The following is a 22,522-nucleotide window of genomic DNA, read 5'->3' as shown; positions in this document are numbered from 1 at the left end:
GAGAATATTTTTGTCATTCACACTAAAAGAAGCTACCATATCCAAAATGCAGAAAGAAATGGAAACTGGAAACTTATCAGCTAAGAAGCTAACAATGATGTACTTGGATAGTATCGCCAAATACAACGAAACTATTAATGCTGTCCTAGAAGTCAATCCTGAGGCTTTACATATCGCTGAAGCATTGGATATTGAGCGAGAACAAAATGGATCACGCGGTCCGCTTCATGGTATACCTATCCTGGTAAAAGACAATATCGATACTGGGGATAAAACACATACCACTGCAGGTTCACTAGCTCTGGCAAACAACTATGCAAAAGAAGATGCCTTTATCGTGAAAAAGCTGCGCGAAGCAGGTGCAGTTATTCTCGGAAAAACCAACCTGACTGAATGGGCAAATTTTATGACAGACGATATGCCGAACGGATTCAGCTCGTTAGGCGGCCAAGTAATGAACCCATATGGCCAAGGCAAGTTTGATGTTGGGGGATCCAGCGCAGGCTCTGGCGCAAGCGTTGCAGCTAACCTTGCTGCAGGGGCAATTGGTACAGAAACGAGTGGTTCAATTCTCAGCCCGGCAAGCAGTAACTCACTTGTTGGCATTAAACCTACTGTTGGGTTATTAAGCAGAACAGGAATTATTCCAATCTCAAACAGCCAGGATACTGCTGGTCCCATGACTCGAACCGTGGAAGATGCTGCCACTTTATTAGGGGCGCTTTCAGGTGCAGATTCAAACGATGCAGCTACTTCACTTATCAAGATCGCTCTTACACAAGATTATTCCTCAGCCCTGAATATAGACGGATTAAATAAAGCCAAACTTGGCATTTCACGTGATTATCTGGAAGGACTTGATGATGAAGAACTAACCATAATTAACACTGCTTTAGCAGATTTACAAAAATCAGGTGCAGAATTGATTGACCCAATTAGCTTGCCCACCAATTTAAACGATGTTAATGTGCTCCTTCATGAATTTAAAAGTGGGGTAAATGCATACTTAAAAGACTTATCCAATAACTTCCCGGTTCATTCGTTAGAAGAAGTCATTCAGTTAAATGAATTTTATGGAGAAGAAGCGCTAAAATACGGTCAAACTGTTCTCGAGCAGTCAGATGAGAAAAGTGGAAAACTAGTTGAGGCAGAATATATTAATTCGCGGTTAAATGATATTCAGATGTCACAGGAACAAGGTATCGATTTGGCAATGGATGAGAATAATCTAGACGCAGTAATTTTTGCAAATAATTACGGTGCCGGTATTGCGGCAAAAGCAGGTTACCCTTCCATAACCGTTCCAGCAGGATATACAGCAGAAGGAAAACCAGTCGGCATTACATTTACAGGAAAAGCCTTCACAGAAGAGAAACTTATCGAATTAGCATATGCCTATGAACAAGCAACAAAACATAGGAGAGCACCTGAAGTTTAAAAAGAAAGCTACTACCTTTACTACAAGGCAGTAGCTTTCTTTTTATCTATCATGATACAAAAAACAATCTTTCGTATGATCGTTAACCATCCCTGTTGCTTGCATAAATGCATAGCAAATAGTCGGGCCAACAAACTTGAATCCGCGTTTCTTCAGGTCTTTACTCATTGCCTCTGACTCTTTAGTAGAGGCGGGGACATCAGCATGCGAATCCCAGCTGTTTAGAACGGGTTCGCCACCAACAAAATTCCAGATATAACTGTCAAAATTACCAAATTCCTCCTGAACCTGTAAGAATGCTTTTGCATTCGTGACAACTGAATTCACCTTGAGTTTGTTCCGGATAATCCCCTCATTGTTTAACAGCTCTTCAATTTTACCTTCATCATAATTACTAACGATCTTGGGATCAAAGTAATCAAAAGCTTTTTGGTAATTTTCTCTTCTCTTTAATATCGTGATCCAACTTAAACCTGCTTGAGCACCTTCCAATGAAAGCATTTCAAACAATTTCTGATCATTATGTGTTGGTCTTCCCCATTCATGGTCATGGTAATCGATATATATTTGTTCATCAGTTACCCATTCACAGCGTTTTATATCCATTTGCTACTCGTCCTTCTTTTCAATTTCATTTTCTTCATATGAAATCCAGTCACTGAAACTTCCAGGGTAAAGCTTAACATTTTTATAGCCTGCTTTCTTCAAAGCTAGCACATTCGGACATGCGGAAACCCCTGAGCCACATGACACGATTATCTCATCATCTTTAGATAATGAGGAAAAATTCTCTTGAAGGTCAGTGTCATTTTTCCAGTTGCCATTCTCATCCAAAACATTCTTCCAGAAGTAGTTTTTGGCTCCAGGAATATGCCCTGCTTTTGGATATAGTGGTTCTGTTTTTCCTAAATAACGATCTCTTCCACGTGAGTCAATTAATACTGCAGAATTATTATCCAGTTTTTCTCTTACTTCATCAATGTCAGCAACCTGGTTTTCACGAAAATTCGGCTGGAAATCTGTTGCAGATAGAGTCGGTATTTCCGATGACACCTCATGTCCTTGCTCTACCCAACGTTCAAAACCACCATCTAAGAGATATACGTTTTCATGACCCATGTAATCAAGCAACCACCATAAACGCGCGGCGAACATATCATTTCGCTGATCGTAAATAACAACTGTTGTATTATGATCAATTCCAATGTTACCGATTTTTGCAGCAAACATATCCATATCTGGTAATGGATGATTACCACCGTGTTTCTCTGCTTTTCCTGATAAATCCTTGTTCAAATCCAAATAAACTGCATGTGGAATATGACTTTCCAAGTAAGCTTTTCTCCCAGCCTCAGGATCATTCAACTGAAATCGGACATCCACGACAATAGTATTCTCTAAATTGTTTTCCAACCGTTCTTTAAGCCAAGTAACATTAACTATCACTGACATAATCGCCCCTCCTCCTCAATAATTCTTCCTATCTTATATTCTAAACTATTTTCTTCTCCCTTTCTAAGTTTATGATAAGATTAAAATAAGGAGATGAATACATATGAAAAAAGATCTAATCGAACGCCTAACTAGATATGTGAAGATCGATACACAGTCTGATGAAAGCAATGAATCTACCCCGTCTACACCAGGGCAATTTGAACTTGCCAACTTATTAGTAGATGAATTGAAGACGATTGGCATGACTGATGTAACAGTCGATGACAACGCATATGTAATGGCGACGCTGCCATCAAATTCGGATAAAGAAGTACCCACAATTGGATTCCTGGCGCATCTGGATACTGCTACTGATTTCACCGGCAAAGGTGTGAATCCACAAGTGGTGGAAAACTTTGATGGGAATGACCTTACATTGAACAAAGATATAGGAGTAGCTTTAACTGCTAAAGACTTCCCTGAGCTCCCGAGCTACAAGGGACACACCCTGATAACCACAGACGGGACAACCTTGCTTGGCGCAGATAACAAAGCAGGAATAACTGAGATTATGACTGCGATGGATTATTTGATCAATCACCCTGAGATTAAACATGGAGACATACGCGTTGCCTTTACACCTGACGAAGAAATTGGCCGCGGACCTCACAATTTTGATGTGGAACGATTCAATGCTCCATATGCATATACCGTCGATGGTGGCCCATTGGGAGAATTACAGTATGAGAGCTTTAACGCTGCAGCTGCTAGAGTTACCTTCAAAGGCAACAGTGTGCACCCTGGAACATCTAAAAACAAAATGATAAATGCCGGAAAATTGGCAGCGGAATTCATCAGCAAATTCCCCGAACTCGAATCACCTGAGCATACAGAAAAGTACGAAGGCTTTTACCACTTGATTTCCGTAAATGGTGATGTTGAAAAAACTGTCGTAACATATATCATTCGTGATTTTGATAAAAATAATTTTAAATCCAGAAAAGAAACAATGCGTAAATTTACGAATGACATTAACAAAGCCCATGGCGAAAATTGTGCAGAACTGGAAATGGCTGATCAATATTACAACATGCGTGAAAAAATTGAGCCTGTAAAAGAAATTGTTGATATCGCCTATGAAGCTATGACAAATTTGAACATTGAACCACTTGTAAAACCAGTTCGCGGCGGCACAGATGGATCACAGCTTTCCTATATGGGCTTGCCGACACCGAACATTTTCACTGGCGGTGAAAACTACCACGGGAAATTTGAATATATTTCAGTCGATAACATGGAGAAAGCAACAAACGTAATTGTTGAAATCACTAGATTATTCGAATCAAAATAAGTTCCAAATAATGCTGGGTTCAGACACAATGAATCCAGCATTATTATTTAGATGATTTGGCGTCGACGAAATTCACACGTTAACTGCGAATAAAAAACGAAGCAACCAGGCCAGCCGATAGCAATAAAGCCAAAACGACAAAGGTGATAAAGTAACTCCCTGTTTGCATTAGACCACTAGCAATAATCGGGCCAAGTGATGCTCCAATAAATAATATAAACGTATATATTGATGCGGCAATTGCCCTGATGTTTCCACTCCATTCGCCAATTAACGTCATAATTGCGGGAAATGTTAGGGAAATACCGGCTACATAAACTACACTCATACAAATAATTACTGGTAAATTACTGTCTACCCCTAACATTACTAATCCGCCTACCGAAACCGCTAACCCCACTCGTAAAACCACTAACAGTCCTAACTTCTTTGCCAAAAATCCGGTGAATGGTGAAAGAATCATTCCAGCTAACCCCGCTGCCCGAACATAGAGAATTTCTTTATCCCCAAGGTAAAACGGTGCATTTTTCAAATAATCACCAAGTACAGTATACATACCAATAAAGGTCAGCAGTAACATGATCGTAATTACATAGCATAACCGGAAGTTTTTTTGAGCAAAGATCTTTTTCACTTGCTCGAAGTGATAAGCCATACTAATAGGAGTTTTTTCGCTTTTGGTTGTTGGCAATATTTTAGCAACTGCAAGCAAACTAACTAGGTATAACCCACCAAAAAGTATAAAAACAAAATACCAATCAAACGTTTGATCAATAAATCCTGCTACTACCTGACCGAAGATTCCCGCTGTTAAAAATCCAAAGCTAGTAAAACCAATTGTTGTAACTAGCTTACGTTTTGGATATACATCAAACACGTAAGCTAAGGCCGCTGGAGCAAATGCAGCTGAGATAAACCCTTGTAATCCTCTAAGTATTATTAGCCACAGGAGGTGGTTTGAAAATCCGACCGCAAAGGTAACCAGTGAAAGAACACCCAAACCAAATACAATCATTTGTTTTCGTCCATAACGATCAGCTAACGGACCCATAACTAAAAATCCCACCGCATAAAACAATGAAAATATGCTTCCCGTCCAGGCAGCGGTTGTCTGGGTCACTTGAAACTCTTTTGCAAACACACCAATAAGAGGAGTAGTCACATACACACTCGAGACAACAATCAACGCACACCAAAAAAGTAAAAATGTTATCAAATTATAATTGGGTTCAACGTGCTTTGGCATGCTTGTCATAGTAGTCACACCTGTTCCCTCCAGTCATATTCACTTCAATATAACTATGAGAGAGGCGAAATAATTGTGTTTTTTCCCCAAAACCTTTAAACAAAGCTGTTTCGCAAGTTTAGTAAAATAGGCGTACTCTAATATTAAACAATATTCATACAATGATGCAAAAACCAATTCATGTAGACGGCCAAAAACATCAAGTGTTATGATATTTAATGGATTAAAGAAAACTATAATTTCAATACTACAATCGAACCAGAATCTCGAAAAGTGGCATTTAAGAAATTAAAAATAATTTTCCTCTATCCATGACACTTTTTTACGTTCATATACGAATAGTAGGATAGATAGAGAGATAACAGGGAGAGAACATGAATGCTCAAAAAAGGATTATCAGTCGCTTTTGTACTGATGGCACTATTATTTCTAGCAGTTGCATGCAACAATCAAGAATCTAAAGACCAAGATTCCAACTCAGCACCAACTAGTGAAAAAGATGGTCAGGATATGAAAGAACAACCAGAGGAAGATGTAACGCTGCCAGAGACGACTTTGCATAAAACAGACCAAGGTAAATCAGTTCAGTCCCTGCAGGAAATTCTAAATAAAGTAGGCTATTCACTTACCGTTGATGGTGAGTTCAATGCTATGACAACCTGGGCAGTTACAGATTTTCAAATGCAACAGGAAGGCATGCCTGTTTCAGGGATTTATAATAAAGCTACAAAAGATGCTCTTAGTAATGCGATTGAAAACGAATTATCAGTCGAACCAGCAGCAGGACTGGCAAAACCAGATAATGATAAAAGTACTGTCAGCAATCCACATGAAATTTTAACACTAGTAAATAAGGAACATGCATTACCTGCAAACTTTGTTCCTCGTAATCTAGTAAAACCAGATGTGCGATTCCCTTTTACTGAATCTCTGCCGAAAATGCAAATGCGAGAGGTTGCTGCAGGTGCGCTAGAGGAAATGTTTCAGGCAGGAGACAATGCCGGGATTGATTTATTCGCCCAATCAGGATATCGATCCTATGAGAGACAGGATGCTATTTTTGCCTCAAACGTTGCACAACACGGCGAGGAAGCTGCCAACACCTTTAGTGCAAGGCCTGGGGAAAGTGAACACCAATCCGGTTTAACAATGGATGTAACGAGTCCTGATATTGGATATAAATTAACAGTCGAATTTGGTGAAACGGACGAAGGACAATGGGTGCAACAGCATGCTGCAGAATACGGCTTTATCATTCGGTACCCTAAAGGTAAGGAAGATATCACCAAATATCAGTATGAACCATGGCATTTGCGCTATGTTGGTCAAGATGCCGCTAAGGAGATAATGCAAAAAGGACTAACCTTGGAAGAATACCTCGGGGTAAAATAGAGTTGATATAAATGATGATTGATTACGTGATTGCCCAAAGTTACTTTAGCGGACATCAGGTACGCTATTTCATAAAAAACAATCATGATTATGATGTTCTCAGCCCCAGAACTCAAGCGTTTTCTTTCGTGGATGCATATCTAATTTTGTCGTGGTGTGATTTGTAATTGTGAACTTGAGCGGGGAATTTGTGAACTTGAGCCGATTTTGTGATAACTTGAGCCGAATCATTCCAAACTTCAGCCGAATGTGTGACAACTTCAGCGAATTCAGCTATTCAGCCGCAAAAATTAGAAAACTTGGCCTTCGTTAAAGGGATTCTTATGAAAGCGTATTTTGCTTTCTTAGAACCCCTTATACTCTGGAGTGCAAGACTTTGGGCGGGTGCCTTTAATTGCACTCATGCAGTAAGAAAGGATTTATACTTTCTTAACTGCCTAGAAATAACGGAACGTCCGCTAACTAAGTATACGATTATCTTTTAATGATTCAATTCTTACATCTTTATGTATTAACGGCTGCTCTCTTCTTCAGCCACCTGTTTCACACGGTTTACAAACTTCACAACTACTTTGTTGCTAATGGCTAACTTAATCAATAGTTTCATGAACCATTTTAGTGGCTGGTTTGTTGTTTCATAACGAAAATAAGTTTTATTATCATCTAACTTTTTCAGTTCATAGTAAGCAGTGATGTCAAACATATTAGCTAGTATAAAACCAACCTTCACCTCTTTATAATCAGGCTTATTTTGGTAAAGTAATGTCTCCACATCGTACTCTTCTACACGTTTACCTTCCTGATATTTTTGACGATGAATACTGCCCACTCCCTCATCCGTGACCTTAACTGGTTCATTTGCAATAACATTTGGCATTACTTTTTGCATATCTTCCAACGTGCCATCTAACAGTTTCCAGACTTGTTCGATAGGTGCGTCAATTTCAATTTCTTCTGACCATTTTTTCATGTCAAAAAAACCCCTTTCTTCTTCTATATTATACCAGTGAAAGCGGTTAGAAAATATATAAAATTACGAAATATTAGAGGGGTTAAAAGAGAGAAGATTTTCTAAGAGGTTAAACTATTTCATGTGCGGGTTTTTCGCCACTGTCAATTCGCGTATCAAGCGCTCGAATCCGTTCCAAGGCTACATGATCTTCTATGGTTTTATAGTGATGATTGCCATTAAATTCTTCATCAGCTTCGTCGGCAAGTGCAACAACTTTCTGCAGTGGTTTTAATTCCAGCTCACCATTAGGTAAATACGAATCTGTATGCAACAGAATCGCGACGGCAATTTCTTTTGCCACATGACGATCTTCTCCAATGCGGACGAGCAGTTTATGTGCACGACTTGCCCCTTTTATTGCATGAATATCACTTTCCTTGTATAGCTCATAATCCCATTCCCCATCACGATACCACGTATAATGTCCAATATCATGTAAGAGAGCTGCCTTTGTTGCATGGTCTGGATTAACATCATATCTTTTGGCAAACATATAAGCATATTCTGCAGCAGCAATCGCATGTGCAGTACCTGAAAGCTTGAGGCTTTTTTGGGTGATTGGGTGTAAGAAAATATCTTCTAAAGATACATTGCGCATTCTAAGTCCTCCTTTCTTTTAAAATAATATACTTTAATTGATAATAACCGATTTATGGAATTTTTAAACATGTGACAGCATACCATTAAAAAAATGATTACTTTTGATTGTTTTTGAATTTTTATGATTGATTTATGAAAACGTTTCCTTTATACTGAGACTATCAAAATATTAGGTGGTGAACAGATGCTGACTACCGAACGCCATGAAATTATTTTAAATTTATTAAAAGAGAAACAAACTATCACAATCCAGGACATTTCTGACGCTACTTCAGCTTCCCAATCGACAATACGCCGCGATCTAACAGACCTGGAAAAATTAGATAAACTAGAGCGCATCCATGGTGGAGCTACTTTAAGTGAACGGAAACTGCAAGAATACAGTATATCGGAAAAATCAGCCAAAAACCTTCAGGAAAAAATAACTATTGCCAAGTATGCTGCTTCACTAGTGAAAAAGGGAGATTGTATTTTTCTTGATGCAGGAACAACTACACTGCAATTAATTCCTTTTTTACAGGATAAAGAAGTAGTCGTTGTTACAAATGGACTTACACATCTGGATTCATTAATTGAACATGGAATCCAAACGTATTTAACTGGAGGATTTATAAAAGTAAAAACCAGTGCACTGATTGGACCACAAACTATTCAATCACTTAAAAGTTACCGATTTGATAAATGCTTTTTAGGCGTAAATGGCTTCCACGAGGATTATGGATATACAACACCAGACCCAGAAGAAGCAAGTATTAAACATACTGCCTTTACACTCGCAAAAAACGCGTATGTGTTAGCAGACCACTCAAAGCATAATAAAGTAAGTTTTGCTAAAATATGCGAACTGCAGGATGCGGAGATCATCACAAGTAACATTAATGAAGAAGATTTAGCTAAACTGGCAAAAATCACCACCGTAAAGGGGCTTTCATCATGATCTACACATGCACAATTACACCATCAATTGATTACACAACTTACCTCCCAGTGTTTGAACCAGGGAAATTAAATCGTTCAAGCGAGGTTTACTACTATCCGGGTGGAAAAGGAATTAATGTATCCAGAGTGTTGCAGAGACTTCAGGTAAAAAGTATAGCATTAGGATTCGCAGGTGGATTTACCGGTGATTATATTAAACAATTTTTACAGCAAGAAGGTATTGAGACAGCGTTTGTCGATACTCATGAAATCACCCGGATTAATGTCAAAGTGAAGTCCGACCAGGAAACAGAGTTAAACGGACCAGGACCAACCATTAACCAGGAGCAGCAGCAAGAATTACTAAACAAAATACAACCGTTACAGCAAAACGATTGGTTTATATTATCAGGGAGTCTTCCTGATTCAATACCGCAATCATTTTACCAAGCAATCTCAGAAATATGTAATGAAAAAGGTGCCCGTTTTGTACTCGACACATCTGGTCCAGCTTTAAAAGATTTAATACAGACAAAGCCTTTTCTAATCAAACCAAACCAGCAAGAACTTGGAGGTTTATTTGATACAAGTATTTCAAGCAAGCAGGATGCCTTCTATTATGCAAAAAAGCTTGTAGACAGAGGCGTACAAAATGTCATTGTCTCGTTAGGTGGTGATGGTGCAATACTTGTCACGAAAGAGCTCGCACTTGAAGCTATAGCCCCTAAGGGAAGTGCCGTTAATACGGTAGGTTCCGGTGACTCATTAGTATCTGGTTTTATTTCATCTTTTATAGAAACCAACGATCCCCAAGAAGCATTTCGTTATGGGGTAGCAAGCGGGAGTGCGACGGCATTTAAAACAGATTTATGCAGGAAAGAAGATGTCGAATCACTGGTAAGCCAAGTAAAAATTAACTCATTCCAAGAATAGGATGTGAAAATATGAAAATTACAGAACTGTTAAAAAAGGAAACGATTATTCTTGATTTAGAGGCAGGTTCCAAGCAGGAAGTACTTACGGAATTAATTGGGCAACTTGATCAAGCAGGTAATCTAAATGACAAAGATGCCTTTACAAAAGGAATTCTGGAACGGGAATCACAAAGCACTACAGGAATTGGTGAAGGTATTGCCATTCCACACGCCAAATCCAGTGCAGTAAAAAGTCCTGCAATTGCATTTGGCCGATCTCCTGGTGGTATTGATTATGAGTCACTTGATGGCCAGCCAGCACATTTGTTTTTTATGATCGCTGCAAGTGAAGGAGCAAATAACGATCATTTGGAAGCCCTGTCCCGCTTATCAACCTTTTTAATGGACGAAAAATTCCGTAAGAAGATACTTGATGCAACTACAAAAGGAGAAGTTCTGCAAGCCGTAACTGATAAAGAGGCAGAGGTGGATGCTGAAGAAGAGCCAGCCGAAAAGGCAGAAGCATCACAAAAAATTCTCGCTGTAACAGCTTGTCCAACAGGTATTGCACACACGTATATGGCAGCTGAGAAACTGTCAGAAACAGCCAAAGAAATGGGTATCTCCATCAAAGTAGAAACAAATGGATCTGGTGGTGTAAAAAATTGCCTGACAAATAAAGAAATTGAAGAAGCAGACACCATTATTGTTGCTGCCGACACAAAAGTTGAAATGGAGCGTTTCGATGGAAAGCCTGTAATTGAAACCGGTGTTGGAAAAGCAATACATGAAGCAACTGACCTATTAGAGCGTGCACTAAATAACGACGTACCTATATATCATGCTGAAAAGTCAGAATCAGGCAGTAGTGAGAAAGAAGGACGCAGCGGCTTCTACAAACATTTGATGAACGGCGTTTCCAACATGCTTCCATTTGTTGTTGGTGGTGGTATTTTAATAGCCATTTCATTTTTCTGGGGTATCGAATCGGATAACGAATTTGCTAATATGCTTAATACCATCGGCGGCGGAAAAGCATTCTTCCTAATGGTACCTGTGTTAGCTGGTTTTATTGCATCCAGCATTGCTGATCGGCCAGGATTTGCTCCAGGTATGGTTGGTGGGCTGATAGCCACAACTGTCACAGGCGCTGAAGGTGCTGGTGGTGGCTCTGGTTTTCTTGGTGGTTTGATTGCAGGTTTCTTAGCAGGTTATGTAACATTACTGATTAAAAAGGCTTTTGCAGGATTACCAGAATCACTGGAAGGTTTAAAACCAGTCTTATTCTATCCGTTATTTAGTATCGCAATAACTGGGTTGATCATGATGACAATTAACCCGCCATTAACAAAAGTATATACAGGACTTTCATCATTTTTAGAAGGTATGGGTGGGTCTAACCAAATCCTGCTCGGACTTATTTTAGGTGCTATGATGGCGTTCGATATGGGTGGACCAGTTAACAAAGCTGCGTACACATTCGGCATTGCTATGCTAGATGCACAAAACTATACGTTTATTGCCACTGTTATGGCCGCCGGCATGGTACCACCTCTAGGAATGGCACTTGCAACAACATTATTTAAAAATAGATTCACGAAGACAGAACGTGAAGCAGGTAAAACAGCATACGCTCTAGGTGCATCCTTTATTACAGAAGGTGTTATTCCATTTGCTGCAGCTGACCCTGCGCGTGTTATTCCATCAATCGTGGCAGGTTCCGCAGTAACTGGTGTCCTGACAATGATGTTTGATATCGCCTTACGTGCACCACACGGTGGGATATTTGTAATTGGTCTTGTCGATGGTGGAGTTGGTAAAATTTTATTATATCTAGTAGCCATTATTATAGGAACAATAGTAACAGCATTACTTGCTGGCTTACTGAAAAAGAACGTAGGAAAAACAGCGTAAACAGAACAAAAGCGCAAGCGCCTGTTCAGCGCCGTATGGACTGCGCTCAGCGCTGCGGGTGGGTCGACGTTGCCGCGCAAAGCGGCGGTGTTAGTCGATCTTCCTTTTCCCGTGTGAGATAAAGGATACACGAAGAGCGTAAGCGATTCGATGTTGACTTATCGTAGACACGGAGAGGGAAGTCCACTAGGCGCTAGGCGCTGGCCGGTGAGAACGCCACGTCCTGTGGCGTCACCGGCACTAGTACGTCCTGTACGTCGAAGCTGGACGTGGCTGATTCGGAAGTCCAATTATCCACAATACTTAAATTTTATAATTTCCTAAACAACAAGCCAAAGCGCATCCTTTTTAGTCTTGGATGCGCTTTGGCTATTTAATTACTTAACATCGATAGAAAATCCCTGGTCATCACCGATCGTTAAACTAACCTCACCGGATTCACTAAAGGAAAAAGGTTCAAGTTCATAAATTTCCTCGATTTCATATTCATCTTTCAAACTTTCGGAAGTACCTTCAACTAAAGTTACGGACGGACTCCAAATTTCTTCTTTACCTGAAGGATATTCTAGAGTAATTCTGCTATCGTTCTTTAAATTTAAGTTACTCCAAGAAACTAAATGAATGTTAGATTCCTTGTCTTCAGTCACAAGACTATCAGCATAATAGCCAATTTCTCCGATATCTCCAAACACCGTATAATTACTGCCATTCACTTGAATATCAAGGTAAGGAGGCTGATACGTAATTTCATGATAAATACCATATGAAATAGATAGTACAGCAGCAATGGAAAGCCCTATAATGAGCTTAGGAAATGTTCCCTTTTTAAAGCTGCTCATAAACTCCGAAAAGGTCGCAAACTTATCAATCACTACTAAAAGTATTATAAGGACTATGAGGGAAATACCAATTACAATATACATGCTTTATGTCACCTCTTTCATTTTTAAGACATAACGATTCGCTTGGATAACTAGATTCTATTCAATTGAGTTTGCGATATTTACTACATCTTCAATCGAAAAATGGGACTCCGAAGCGTCAGGAGGCTCCATTATAGATAACTCATGAAGATGTCCCTTGTCATTTTTCCATTTCAAAGCATTTCCTCCTAATTTTTCCACAATTCTAATATCTAATGTTACCTTATCATATCTATGTAAAAAATAAACACATAATTTCTAACTTGGATTTATCTAAATCTCGGTATCCCTATCCCTTTGCTCCAAAATTTAACACCTGCTTTATGGTGTTTTATTGTAATTCAAAGTACTACTATAGTTGATTGGAACGGAGGGCGGCGACTCCTGCGGGAATAACATGAGCCTTGAGACCCCGGAGTGCCGCTAAATGAAGGCCGACTAAAACCGTCCTTTGCGGACAACGTCGGCATACCCCTTGCCGGGGCAAGGAGGCTCAAGCCATGCCCGCGGAAAGCGTCCGCCTGCAGTGGAAATCAACAGGCATAGCACATTTCCAATAGTTATGATTTACTGCTCAATTATTGTAATTATGAATTTGACTCAAGCATGGTACTTTTAAATAAAAAATTAGCTTTGCCAATTGTTTTGGCAAAGCATTTTATCCCCATTAAAAAGGCTTCAATATCATTAAGGCAATTACTATTAAAAAAATAACATTTTCAATGCGCTCGAAGAAAAACAGTTTTTTGGAAAGTATGAAGTATTCAGCTGGAATCTTATCACCATTGTGTTCCTTTAATATCGTCTTAATAGGCTTGGATCTTGGTGATAGTACAGTAGGGCCAAATCCTAGCGCTATTAAATACAATATTAAACTGATTACATACCAGCCTTGTTCAAATAAATATGGATGCAGATACCCCATCAACAAGCCTGTTATCAGCAGCAGCGTCCCACCGACCATTACAAAGATATGCAGTTGGTTACGTATTATGTAAGCATGCTTTAATTCAGTCAGTGTTGTTGCTTTAGTCACAATATAAATCATCACAAACCCTGGGCCCATACCTAATATCGCTGAGAAAACATGAATAAAAACAAGCAACTCATAAAATGTCATTTTAATTGCCTCCTGGAACAAAAGCGCAAGCGCCTGTTTAGCACCGTATAGACTGTGCCCGCGCATCGCGGGTAGGTCGACGTTGCCGCGCAAAGCGGCGGTCTTAGTCGATCTTCCTTTTCCCTGAGATAAAGGATACACGAAGAGCGTTAGCCATTCGATGTTGACTTATCGTAGACACGGGGAGGGAAGTCCACTAGGCGCTAAGCGCTGAAGCTGGATATGGCTAATCCGATACTCTAATTATCCAACAGCACTTAAATTTTATAGCTTCATAAGCTCAAGTAAAACTTGGTTCACTGCAATCATATAAATTTACCTGCATAGGGGCTGTGACATTCCACACATTTATTAGTAACTTTGTAACAAATTTGTGTCCAAAATTAGTTCAACCCTACATATCGTTTCAGAATTGAATCGACCCTAGGACATACGACTCCCCAAAAATATTTAAATGAACAAGCAGATAATAGAGCTGATATAAGGCTTTAATATCCTCATAATCATCCCTCAAAGGAAAACGTTCTACGTAAGCTTGATAAAAATCCCCAGAATAGCCACCAAACAGTTCCGTAAAAGCAAGTTCAAAATGTCGGTCTCCATACAAGAATGACGGATCAATCACATATGGGTTGCCACCTGCGCCTACAAGCCAATTTCCACCCCATAAATCACCATGTAAATAAGATGGTTTAACATCATCAGGTATCCACTTTTCCAGTTTCAACAGTAATTTTTCCATTCGGAGTCGTCGATTTCCCGTAATACTGTTTTGCTCAATCCCTTGATCCAGTTGGGCGGAAAGTCTGCTATCCCGGTAATATTCCAGCCAGCTTGAGAATAATCCATTCGGCTGTGGCAGTACGCCAATGAATGTATCATCCGGAAAGCCATGCTGATTGTTAAAGGTCTGATGCATCTTTGCTATTCGATCACCTAGCTTTGCTTCTGTATCCTGCGCTTTTCGTCCTTCAACCCAATCCATTACAAGAAACGCATTATTTTTTTCATCAGAATATGCCAGCACTTCAGGAACAGAAACCGAATTTGTTTCCCTGATTAAACGAAGACCTTTTGCTTCCAGCTCAAAAAAACGATCCGGCGCATCCGTATGATATTTAACAAAATACTTTCGCTCATTTGTTTCAACAAAAAAGCTATCATTAATTGATCCACCGAATGTTTGCTTAACCCGCTTTAGTGTTGAAAAGTCACTTGCCGCATGTAATGCTTGTTCGATGAATTTGTTCATTATTATGCCTCACTTTCTATGACGTTTTTTTAAAGGAAAAGAAAACTATCGATAGATTCGTTGCTAAAAATAAACGATAGTTATCTATAATTACTTCCAGTAGTGTCTGAGATGTATCTACATATAAACCAGCGAATAATATAAGATTTGCGATGATGAGAATAACGATTGCCGTAAGCTGGCTGGTTAGCTTTCCTTTCAGAAAATCATAAAACGGATTTACTAAAAAGAAAAATGCAATAAAGTATACGATGAAATAGAGTACTACCACAATAATAGATTTTGTTATAAGTGCATTTACCGCAACATCATTCCCCATAATGTTTTCAACGATATAGAATAATAACATAATAGCAGAGCCAATAATAGTTGCGGTCATTATTTCCGATGTGTAATAAAGTTTCTTTAACATTAATATCCTCCTGGAACTATCTTTAGCACTATATTATCATGAAATTACGCTTTATCATGGAGCATTTTCTGAACTTTTTTAATTTCATAGAGAATTTCCTCTTTTTCCTGTTCGTCTTCTGCTTCCATACTCATTAGTTGGGTCAGTTTAAGTTTAAGTTCCCGAATTTCATTATCGTTGCTCGGATCACTTTCATTAGCACTGTTTTTGTGTTCCAGAAATTCATCATAGGTTCCAACATAGTCGATCATTCCCTGCCCTCCCAGTTCGATAATACGATTTGAGGTCTTCTTAATTAGATAACGATCGTGGGAAACAATGACAAGTGCTCCTGGATATGCTTGTAAAACATCCTCAATAACTTCCTTCGTATCTACATCCAGGAAGTTTGTTGGCTCATCCAACACTAGCAGATTGGCGTTGCTGAAATAAAGATTGAGAAAGGCTATGCGGCATTTCTCTCCCATGCTCAAGGTTGAAATCTGCTTAAAAACAGATTCCCTTGAAAATAAGAAACAACCCAGAATCGTTCTTGCATCAGTTTGCGTCATACCTGGCAATTCAAGCATACTATCTAGAATCGTCTTTTGTTCATCCAGATTTTCCAGTTCCTGTGCGAAATAGCCGATCTTCGTTTGAGGGTTTTGCCTTATACCACCCTTCTCGGCAGTAAGATCAGCTGTAATAAGCTTTAATAACGTCGATTTGCCTGAGCCGTTCGGACCTATCACCCCAATACGGTCGCCCCTGTATATAGAGGCATTTAAGTTGGTAAAAAGTTCCTGTTCCTTACTGTAGGAAAAAAATAGATTCTCTATTTGCAGCAATCTTCTTGCAGAAAAAGCACTGTCGTCCAGCTTTACGTTTAATTTTTTATCAGCTTGGGGTTTCTGCACTTTATTATTTTCCAGCCGTTCCAGTTCTTTTTCTTTCGCTTTGAACCGTGATACGTTTTTCTTTGCTTTTGAACGTGCGAAGTCATTTTGCCCTGCTGCTTTATGAGCCTGCTGAAACCATTGCTGGTAGTTTCGAATTGTCTTTAGTAAATCTTCTTTTTTCTGTTCTTGCTTACGATAAGTCGATTCCTGTGTACGTCGCTCAACTTCTTTTTGTTCACGATAAGCAGAATAACCTCCCTCATATCGTTTGCATTCATTTGCATTCAGTTCATAAATTGCATGTGCTGTACGGTCCAGAAATAAACGATCGTGAGAGACAAACAACACAGCACCCTTATAATTCACAAGCCATTCTTCCAGCCATTCAATCGTTTCTTTATCCAAGTGATTTGTCGGTTCATCCATGATAATACATTCCGGATTTTGCAAAATAAGGCGGGCAAGCTGAGCCCTCGTTTTTTGACCACCACTTAACTGGTCATACGAGCTTTCCCACACTTCTGAAGTTAGTTTAACTTGTTGCAGTGCAGTTTCTGCCTTAGGTTCCAAATTATATCCATCGAGTCCTATAAATTCATTATAGATTGCTGTATATTTTTCCATATTGATTTTGGATTGCGCTTGTACATACTCGAGCTTTTTTTTCAGGTGATAAACCTTCCCAGCAGCACTTTGGACAAATTCCAGGGTCGTTAGGTTTGAATCAATAGCAGGATCCTGTTCAAGCACACCCCAATCATCCGACGGAATAAATCGTTGAATAGCTCCCGCATCAAATGCTGTTTTTTCGAGCAATCCATTTAGAAGCGATGTTTTACCTGATCCATTCCGACCAAATAGCGCCACATGTTCACCCTGTTGCAGCTCAATATCGATGTTTTGAAAAATCATATTGCCGTTCCATTCCTTGCTAAGACCTTTCGCCTTAAAAACAAACATATCCATACCCCCATAGTAAAAAAACACAGGAATCTGCCTGTGAATGATTACGATGGAAATATGGATATACCGATTCACGGAAAAATTTTTGATTATGATTGCCACCCGTTAAAAGTACACACGTATCCCATTCGTTTCATTCAGACAGAAACGCTCGTTTGAATTTTTTCAAACTTGATTGGAAAAAACGCGGGTTTACTTCATTGTCGGGTAGGTCCTCCTTCAGTTAATCTTTCTTTTATCATACGGATGTGGTGCTGCTCTGTCAAATCATGCTTTTTCTTCCTTATACAATTTCATTGGATTTTCCTGCGCCTCTTCTAAGGGCATATGTACCATACGAATTTGACGTTCAGCCTTTGGTTTTTTTAACTCTTCATAAACAAACTCCGACTTTCCTAATCCTGCTTCAACAGCATCCTCAGCTGTGGCACAATAATATATTATATCAATCCCGGCAAAATACATTGCCGTCATACACATCGGACACGGCTCTCCGCTCGCGTACATGGTATATCCCTGTAAAACATGCGTATGCATCTTCTTCTGGGCTTTTCGCATCGCCTGTATTTCTGCATGTGCAGTAATATCAAAGCGTTTATGTAATTCATTGACCCCTTCCTCAACCAGGTTATTGTTTTTCACCAGGACTGCACCAAAAGGTTCACCACCATTACGAACATTATCTGAAGCTAACTCCACTGCTCGTTCCATAAATTTATCCATATTATAACCTCCTCGCATATTATGAAAGCAGCTATCTCCATCATAAGATAACTGCCTCTTCATTATATTTAACCTAACTTTACTGTCATTAATCGATAATGTCCAACCTCAAGCTGATCAGTAATTACATTTAGACCAAAACTCTCCATTCCCCCGACTAGAGGCTGTGCTTCATGTGGTACGTGTACCTCAATTATCATCCCAAGAGGGGCTTGTTTTACATAATTGAACACCTCGTTACGCGGATGTTCTCCGTTTAGAATTCGCTCACGCAGATCAATGATAGCTCTTTTCCCTTCCAACTGTACATCCAGCATCTTTTCACCCCAACCTGCCAAAGGCTTTAATACTTAAACTAGCATTTCATAACAAGGATGGCCACGTCACTTAGAGCTTTTAATGCATGGCGCTCATATGGTTCCATACGCAGTATCGTTTCCTGATTAATCGTATAACCCTCATTGTTAAGCGTGAATTCAACCTCACCTTTTTTAACAAATATAAACACGTGTTTCGGTGAGTCGTGCTCTTTAATTTCTTCACCAGCTTTTAATTTGATGTGCATAATCTCACGGTTATCCTCATCAAAAACCTTTTTCCCCTCAATAGGCTTCATTATCTCATGGTCTACTGTTATAAGTTGCATTCTGACACAACCTTTCATTATTTAAATTAAGTCTTGCCTACAGTGTAACCAATATCACAATGAAGTAATGTGATAAACATCACACATGACTATGTTTTTTAAGTCCATTGATTTTTACCGTCTCATCGGCTACAATTGAAAATAATTATCAGTTACACGCATATAGATTTATAGAGGGAACAACGAGGAGGACATCAAATGGAACAAACAAAAAAATCAACAGCACTTGCAACAATTATCCGTGAACGTCGTGCTGTTAAAAAAGGCTATAATGATAAACCTGTAACAGAAGAAACGGTGATGAACTTACTGGATGATGCAACATGGGCCCCAACTCACGGTAACCGACAGCCGTGGCGCTTTATTTTTGTTGGACCAGAGCAAAAAGAAACATTTGCCGAAAAAGTTGCTGCCACATATCCAGAAGAAAAGCAGGAGAATCGCAGAGAGTACCTGAATGAACCGAATGCATTCCTAATAGTTGTGATGGATGTACCCGATAATCAAAAGCAATGGGACGAAAACTTTGGAGCAACAGCATCCATGATTCAAAACTTTTGGCTGCTTGCCTGGGAACAACAGCTTGGTGTCGTATGGAAAACCAATCCACACATTTATGATCCAAAAGTAAAAGAAATCCTCGATGTTGGTGAGGATGAGAAAATAGTAGGGTTCATCCATCTTGGGTACTTTGATGAAAAGCCTATTAAAAAAGGTAGAGTACCAGTTAGCGAGAAATTCTCAACGTTTAAAGGGTAGTAGAAAAGGGTGTCATGTAAGCATAGCTTAATATGACACCCTTTTTTGTTAACTTTTTTTCAACTACAGGGCTGGTTTTGTGGCCATCTGCTGATTTAGAAGCTTATCTGCTCATTCCACCTTCTCTTCTGCTCATTCCACCTTCTCTTCTGCTCATTCCACCTTCTCTTCTGCTCATTCCACCTTCTCTTCTGCTCATTCCACCTTCTCTTCTGCTCATTCCACCTTCTCTTCTGCTCATTCCATCCTCTCTTCTGCTCATTCCATCCTCTCTTCTGCTCATTCCATCCTCTCTTCTGCTCATTCCATCCTCTCTTCTGCTCATTCCATCCTCTCTTCTGCTCATTCCATCCTCTCTTCTGCTCATTCCATCTTCTCTTCTGCTCATTCCACCTTCTCTTCTGCTCATTCCAACACTTTCAGGCATTATAAAAAGCCGCTGGAGTCACTTCATGCAACTCCTAGCGGCCAATCCTTTTCCTTATTCCTCATCCCAAACAGCGCTTTTCAGCATACTGTTTTTCTGATGACGATCAATTGCTAGCTCAATCAATTGGGTAATCAATTCTGGATAGGAAACCCCACTGATTTCCCACAGCTTCGGATACATGCTAATTCGGGTGAATCCAGGCAATGTATTAACCTCGTTTACATACACTTCTCCGTCCTCAGTTAAAAAGAAATCAACACGGGCTAAGCCTTCACACTCAAGTGTTTCAAACACTTCAACAGCTGTCTTCTGCACTTTTGCAACCATTTCGTCTGATAGATCTGCTGGTATTTCCAGCTTTGCTCCGCTTTCATCAATATACTTTGACTCATAGGAGTAAAATTCCGTTTGTGGCAAAATTTCACCAGGGACTGATGCGTTAGGATGTTCATTACCTAATACAGCACATTCTATTTCACGGCCAACAAGACTTTCTTCGACAATAAGTTTATGGTCATATTGAAATGCCTCGCTAACCGCTTTATAAAATTCTTCCTTCGATGAAACTTTACTAACACCAACTGAAGAGCCTTGATTTGCTGGCTTTATGAACATCGGTGTTCCAATTTTTTCTTTTATTTCGTCGTAATTAATCTTATCTTTTTTTGCACTTGAAAATGCTAAGCCATTTGCAACATTAATACCCGCTTCTTTTAGCAAACGTTTCGCGACATCTTTATCCATGCACACAGATGACCCCAAAACGTTCGAACCGACATATGGGAGGTTTGCAATCCGCATCATTCCTTGTATGCTGCCATCTTCTCCTAATGTACCATGGACAATCGGAAACACAACATCAAGCTGGTCCAAAGCACCTGCATTTGCTGCATGTATCATTTGATTATCGGTCTCTCCAGGCACTATTGCTATCGTATCGTTTGATTTGTTTAATTGAATTAATTTTGGGTTTTCAGCATTAATTAAGTAGGAAGATTGATCATTTATATGCCATTTACCTTGTTTATCAATCCCGATAAGAACAACATCATATTTATTTTTATCAATTGCATCAACAATATTTTTAGCTGATTGTAATGATACTTCGTGTTCAGCCGACTTTCCGCCAAATATAATACCAACTTTTTTCTTCGTCATCATCAGAACTCCCTTGAAAAAAATCATATATATCTAAAATAGCACAAAAAGGGTTGTTTGAAACAGAAGAAAATGATTTATATTAATTTATAATTCCACCCCCAAAATATAAATGGCTTTAAGTCTTAGTACTTTAAATTATGAAGGGCACTCGATATCCAACAGCCGTCGGAACGATTATCGTCAAGTTTCTCCCTGCCAACACGCCGGTTCACATAATTATATTTTTAGTAATCCAGGGGCACTACTATCATAGACAAATGGAGAGCAGTAAAAAGGTAATTGACTAGGACACTTTAAAAAACCTACAACTCACACTATAAGTTTTTTAAATACTTATCTTTTTACGTTTAATTAAGAGAACATTTCAGCTTCCTCCAGTATCCCATCCCTTATATAACATTCACGATCTCCATGGTCGGCTATTTCAGGGTCATGTGTAACTAAAAGAATAGTATGACCTTCACTATGCAGTCTATTAAGTATATCCAGAATCAGATTGCGACTGTCTTTATCCAGGTTACCCGTCGGTTCATCACAGATAAGAAGTGATGGTTGATTTAGTAAAGCACGGGCAATAGCAGTTCGTTGTTTTTCTCCTCCTGAAAGTTGACCAGGGATGTGATGCATACGATCATACATTCCTAATTGTTTTAGAACTGTAATTGCCCTTTCTTTAATTTCCTTGAGTGGCTGATACGGGATTTGTGGAAGCATAACATTATCAAGCACAGAATATTGCTCTAACAAGCGAAAGTCTTGAAACACATATCCTATTTTTGTGCGACGATATATCTGTAATTCTTTTGCTGATAGGTTGGATAAGTTTTGACTTCCATTAGATATTTCGCCAATGTCCGGAGTAACCATTCCACCGATACAGTTAAGCAATGTTGTTTTACCTGATCCTGATGGCCCTAGAATAGTTAACCAATCACCTTGTTTAATTGTTAAATTGACTTTGTTTAACGCATAAATTGGATGGTCTTGTGAGCCATATAATTTAGATACTTCATTTAAATTTACTGCCATTCTTACT

Annotated in this window: 23 protein-coding genes; 7 read left to right on the top strand and 16 right to left on the bottom strand. The window is 39.2% G+C overall.

The window, feature by feature from the left end:
* The first annotated feature begins 10 nt into the window (after window positions 1–10).
* Window positions 11–1,438: an amidase family protein gene (locus ACE1TG_RS08565; RefSeq protein WP_375051962.1), complete on the top strand. Its 1,428-nt coding sequence runs from the start codon at window positions 11–13 to the stop codon at window positions 1,436–1,438.
* Window positions 1,439–1,480: 42 nt separating this feature from the next.
* Here ACE1TG_RS08565 and ACE1TG_RS08560 read toward each other — a convergent pair whose 3' ends face one another.
* Window positions 1,481–2,044 (bottom strand): DNA-3-methyladenine glycosylase I, encoded by a 564-nt coding sequence (locus tag ACE1TG_RS08560; protein WP_375051961.1) that lies wholly within the window; start codon window positions 2,042–2,044, stop codon window positions 1,481–1,483.
* 3 nt (window positions 2,045–2,047) lie between these two features.
* Window positions 2,048–2,890 carry a sulfurtransferase gene (locus ACE1TG_RS08555; protein WP_375051960.1) on the bottom strand — a complete coding sequence of 281 codons (843 nt, stop codon included), beginning with the start codon at window positions 2,888–2,890 and terminating at the stop codon, window positions 2,048–2,050.
* Window positions 2,891–2,993: 103 nt separating this feature from the next.
* Here ACE1TG_RS08555 and pepT point away from each other — a divergent pair, with 103 nt between their 5' ends.
* Window positions 2,994–4,223 carry a peptidase T gene (pepT, locus tag ACE1TG_RS08550; protein ID WP_375051959.1) on the top strand — a complete coding sequence of 410 codons (1,230 nt, stop codon included), beginning with the start codon at window positions 2,994–2,996 and terminating at the stop codon, window positions 4,221–4,223.
* Between the two features lie 79 nt (window positions 4,224–4,302).
* On the opposite strand, the gene ACE1TG_RS08545 is transcribed toward pepT, so the two are convergent.
* A complete protein-coding gene (locus tag ACE1TG_RS08545) occupies window positions 4,303–5,478 on the bottom strand; it encodes an MFS transporter (protein ID WP_375052072.1) in 1,176 nt (391 codons plus the stop codon).
* Between the two features lie 369 nt (window positions 5,479–5,847).
* Here ACE1TG_RS08545 and ACE1TG_RS08540 point away from each other — a divergent pair, with 369 nt between their 5' ends.
* The gene (locus ACE1TG_RS08540; protein ID WP_375051958.1) at window positions 5,848–6,861 is read left to right on the top strand and encodes a D-alanyl-D-alanine carboxypeptidase family protein; all 1,014 of its coding nucleotides are present in this window, start codon (window positions 5,848–5,850) and stop codon (window positions 6,859–6,861) included.
* A 511-nt stretch (window positions 6,862–7,372) separates the two neighbouring features.
* On the opposite strand, the gene ACE1TG_RS08535 is transcribed toward ACE1TG_RS08540, so the two are convergent.
* Window positions 7,373–7,831, bottom strand: a complete 459-nt coding sequence (locus ACE1TG_RS08535; protein ID WP_375051957.1) for an SRPBCC family protein — start codon at window positions 7,829–7,831, stop codon at window positions 7,373–7,375.
* A gap of 109 nt (window positions 7,832–7,940) precedes the next feature.
* Window positions 7,941–8,471, bottom strand: a complete 531-nt coding sequence (locus tag ACE1TG_RS08530) for an HD domain-containing protein (protein WP_375051956.1) — start codon at window positions 8,469–8,471, stop codon at window positions 7,941–7,943.
* Window positions 8,472–8,657: 186 nt separating this feature from the next.
* Between ACE1TG_RS08530 and ACE1TG_RS08525 the strand changes: the two genes are divergently transcribed.
* The 3 genes from ACE1TG_RS08525 to ACE1TG_RS08515 are packed head-to-tail and all read left to right on the top strand — an operon-like array spanning window position 8,658 to window position 12,219.
* On the top strand, window positions 8,658–9,410 hold the full coding sequence (locus ACE1TG_RS08525) for a DeoR/GlpR family DNA-binding transcription regulator (RefSeq protein WP_375051955.1): 753 nt from the start codon (window positions 8,658–8,660) through the stop codon (window positions 9,408–9,410).
* Window positions 9,407–10,324, top strand: a complete 918-nt coding sequence (gene pfkB, locus ACE1TG_RS08520) for a 1-phosphofructokinase (RefSeq protein ID WP_375051954.1) — start codon at window positions 9,407–9,409, stop codon at window positions 10,322–10,324. The genes ACE1TG_RS08525 and pfkB overlap by 4 nt, the downstream gene beginning before the upstream one ends.
* Window positions 10,325–10,335: 11 nt before the next feature.
* A complete protein-coding gene (locus ACE1TG_RS08515; protein ID WP_375051953.1) occupies window positions 10,336–12,219 on the top strand; it encodes a PTS fructose transporter subunit IIABC in 1,884 nt (627 codons plus the stop codon).
* A gap of 377 nt (window positions 12,220–12,596) precedes the next feature.
* On the opposite strand, the gene ACE1TG_RS08510 is transcribed toward ACE1TG_RS08515, so the two are convergent.
* From ACE1TG_RS08510 to ACE1TG_RS08475, 8 genes are all read right to left on the bottom strand, one after another.
* Complete coding sequence (locus ACE1TG_RS08510; protein ID WP_375051952.1) at window positions 12,597–13,058, bottom strand: hypothetical protein; 462 nt, start codon at window positions 13,056–13,058, stop codon at window positions 12,597–12,599.
* 751 nt (window positions 13,059–13,809) lie between these two features.
* The gene (locus ACE1TG_RS08505; protein WP_375051951.1) at window positions 13,810–14,262 is read right to left on the bottom strand and encodes a DUF2269 family protein; all 453 of its coding nucleotides are present in this window, start codon (window positions 14,260–14,262) and stop codon (window positions 13,810–13,812) included.
* Window positions 14,263–14,668: 406 nt separating this feature from the next.
* Window positions 14,669–15,514: a fructosamine kinase family protein gene (locus ACE1TG_RS08500; protein ID WP_375051950.1), complete on the bottom strand. Its 846-nt coding sequence runs from the start codon at window positions 15,512–15,514 to the stop codon at window positions 14,669–14,671.
* Between the two features lie 16 nt (window positions 15,515–15,530).
* Window positions 15,531–15,926 carry a hypothetical protein gene (locus ACE1TG_RS08495; RefSeq protein ID WP_375051949.1) on the bottom strand — a complete coding sequence of 132 codons (396 nt, stop codon included), beginning with the start codon at window positions 15,924–15,926 and terminating at the stop codon, window positions 15,531–15,533.
* Window positions 15,927–15,970: 44 nt separating this feature from the next.
* Window positions 15,971–17,764 carry a ribosomal protection-like ABC-F family protein gene (gene abc-f, locus ACE1TG_RS08490; protein WP_375051948.1) on the bottom strand — a complete coding sequence of 598 codons (1,794 nt, stop codon included), beginning with the start codon at window positions 17,762–17,764 and terminating at the stop codon, window positions 15,971–15,973.
* 270 nt (window positions 17,765–18,034) lie between these two features.
* Complete coding sequence (locus tag ACE1TG_RS08485) at window positions 18,035–18,490, bottom strand: nucleoside deaminase (protein ID WP_375051946.1); 456 nt, start codon at window positions 18,488–18,490, stop codon at window positions 18,035–18,037.
* Window positions 18,491–18,558: 68 nt separating this feature from the next.
* On the bottom strand, window positions 18,559–18,807 hold the full coding sequence (locus ACE1TG_RS08480) for an amino acid decarboxylase (RefSeq protein ID WP_375051945.1): 249 nt from the start codon (window positions 18,805–18,807) through the stop codon (window positions 18,559–18,561).
* Window positions 18,808–18,845: 38 nt separating this feature from the next.
* Window positions 18,846–19,136 (bottom strand): cupin domain-containing protein, encoded by a 291-nt coding sequence (locus tag ACE1TG_RS08475; RefSeq protein WP_375051944.1) that lies wholly within the window; start codon window positions 19,134–19,136, stop codon window positions 18,846–18,848.
* Window positions 19,137–19,334: 198 nt separating this feature from the next.
* On the opposite strand from ACE1TG_RS08475, the gene ACE1TG_RS08470 reads away from it, so the two are divergent.
* A complete protein-coding gene (locus ACE1TG_RS08470; protein WP_375051943.1) occupies window positions 19,335–19,895 on the top strand; it encodes a nitroreductase family protein in 561 nt (186 codons plus the stop codon).
* Between the two features lie 103 nt (window positions 19,896–19,998).
* Here the strand turns inward: ACE1TG_RS08470 and ACE1TG_RS08465 are convergent, their stop codons facing one another.
* From ACE1TG_RS08465 to ACE1TG_RS08455, 3 genes are all read right to left on the bottom strand, one after another.
* Window positions 19,999–20,322 (bottom strand): hypothetical protein, encoded by a 324-nt coding sequence (locus ACE1TG_RS08465; RefSeq protein WP_375051942.1) that lies wholly within the window; start codon window positions 20,320–20,322, stop codon window positions 19,999–20,001.
* Between the two features lie 54 nt (window positions 20,323–20,376).
* Window positions 20,377–21,483 (bottom strand): D-alanine--D-alanine ligase, encoded by a 1,107-nt coding sequence (gene ddlA, locus ACE1TG_RS08460; RefSeq protein WP_375051941.1) that lies wholly within the window; start codon window positions 21,481–21,483, stop codon window positions 20,377–20,379.
* Window positions 21,484–21,837: 354 nt separating this feature from the next.
* Window positions 21,838–22,515: an ABC transporter ATP-binding protein gene (locus ACE1TG_RS08455; protein WP_375051940.1), complete on the bottom strand. Its 678-nt coding sequence runs from the start codon at window positions 22,513–22,515 to the stop codon at window positions 21,838–21,840.
* Window positions 22,516–22,522 lie beyond the last annotated feature (7 nt).

Origin of the sequence: Virgibacillus sp. JSM 102003 (assembly GCF_041949995.1) — a bacterium.
Taxonomy (GTDB): Bacteria; Bacillota; Bacilli; order Bacillales; family Amphibacillaceae; genus Lentibacillus.
The sequence above is the reverse complement of the archived record's forward strand: the minus strand, read 5'-3'. Positions and strand labels throughout refer to the sequence as shown.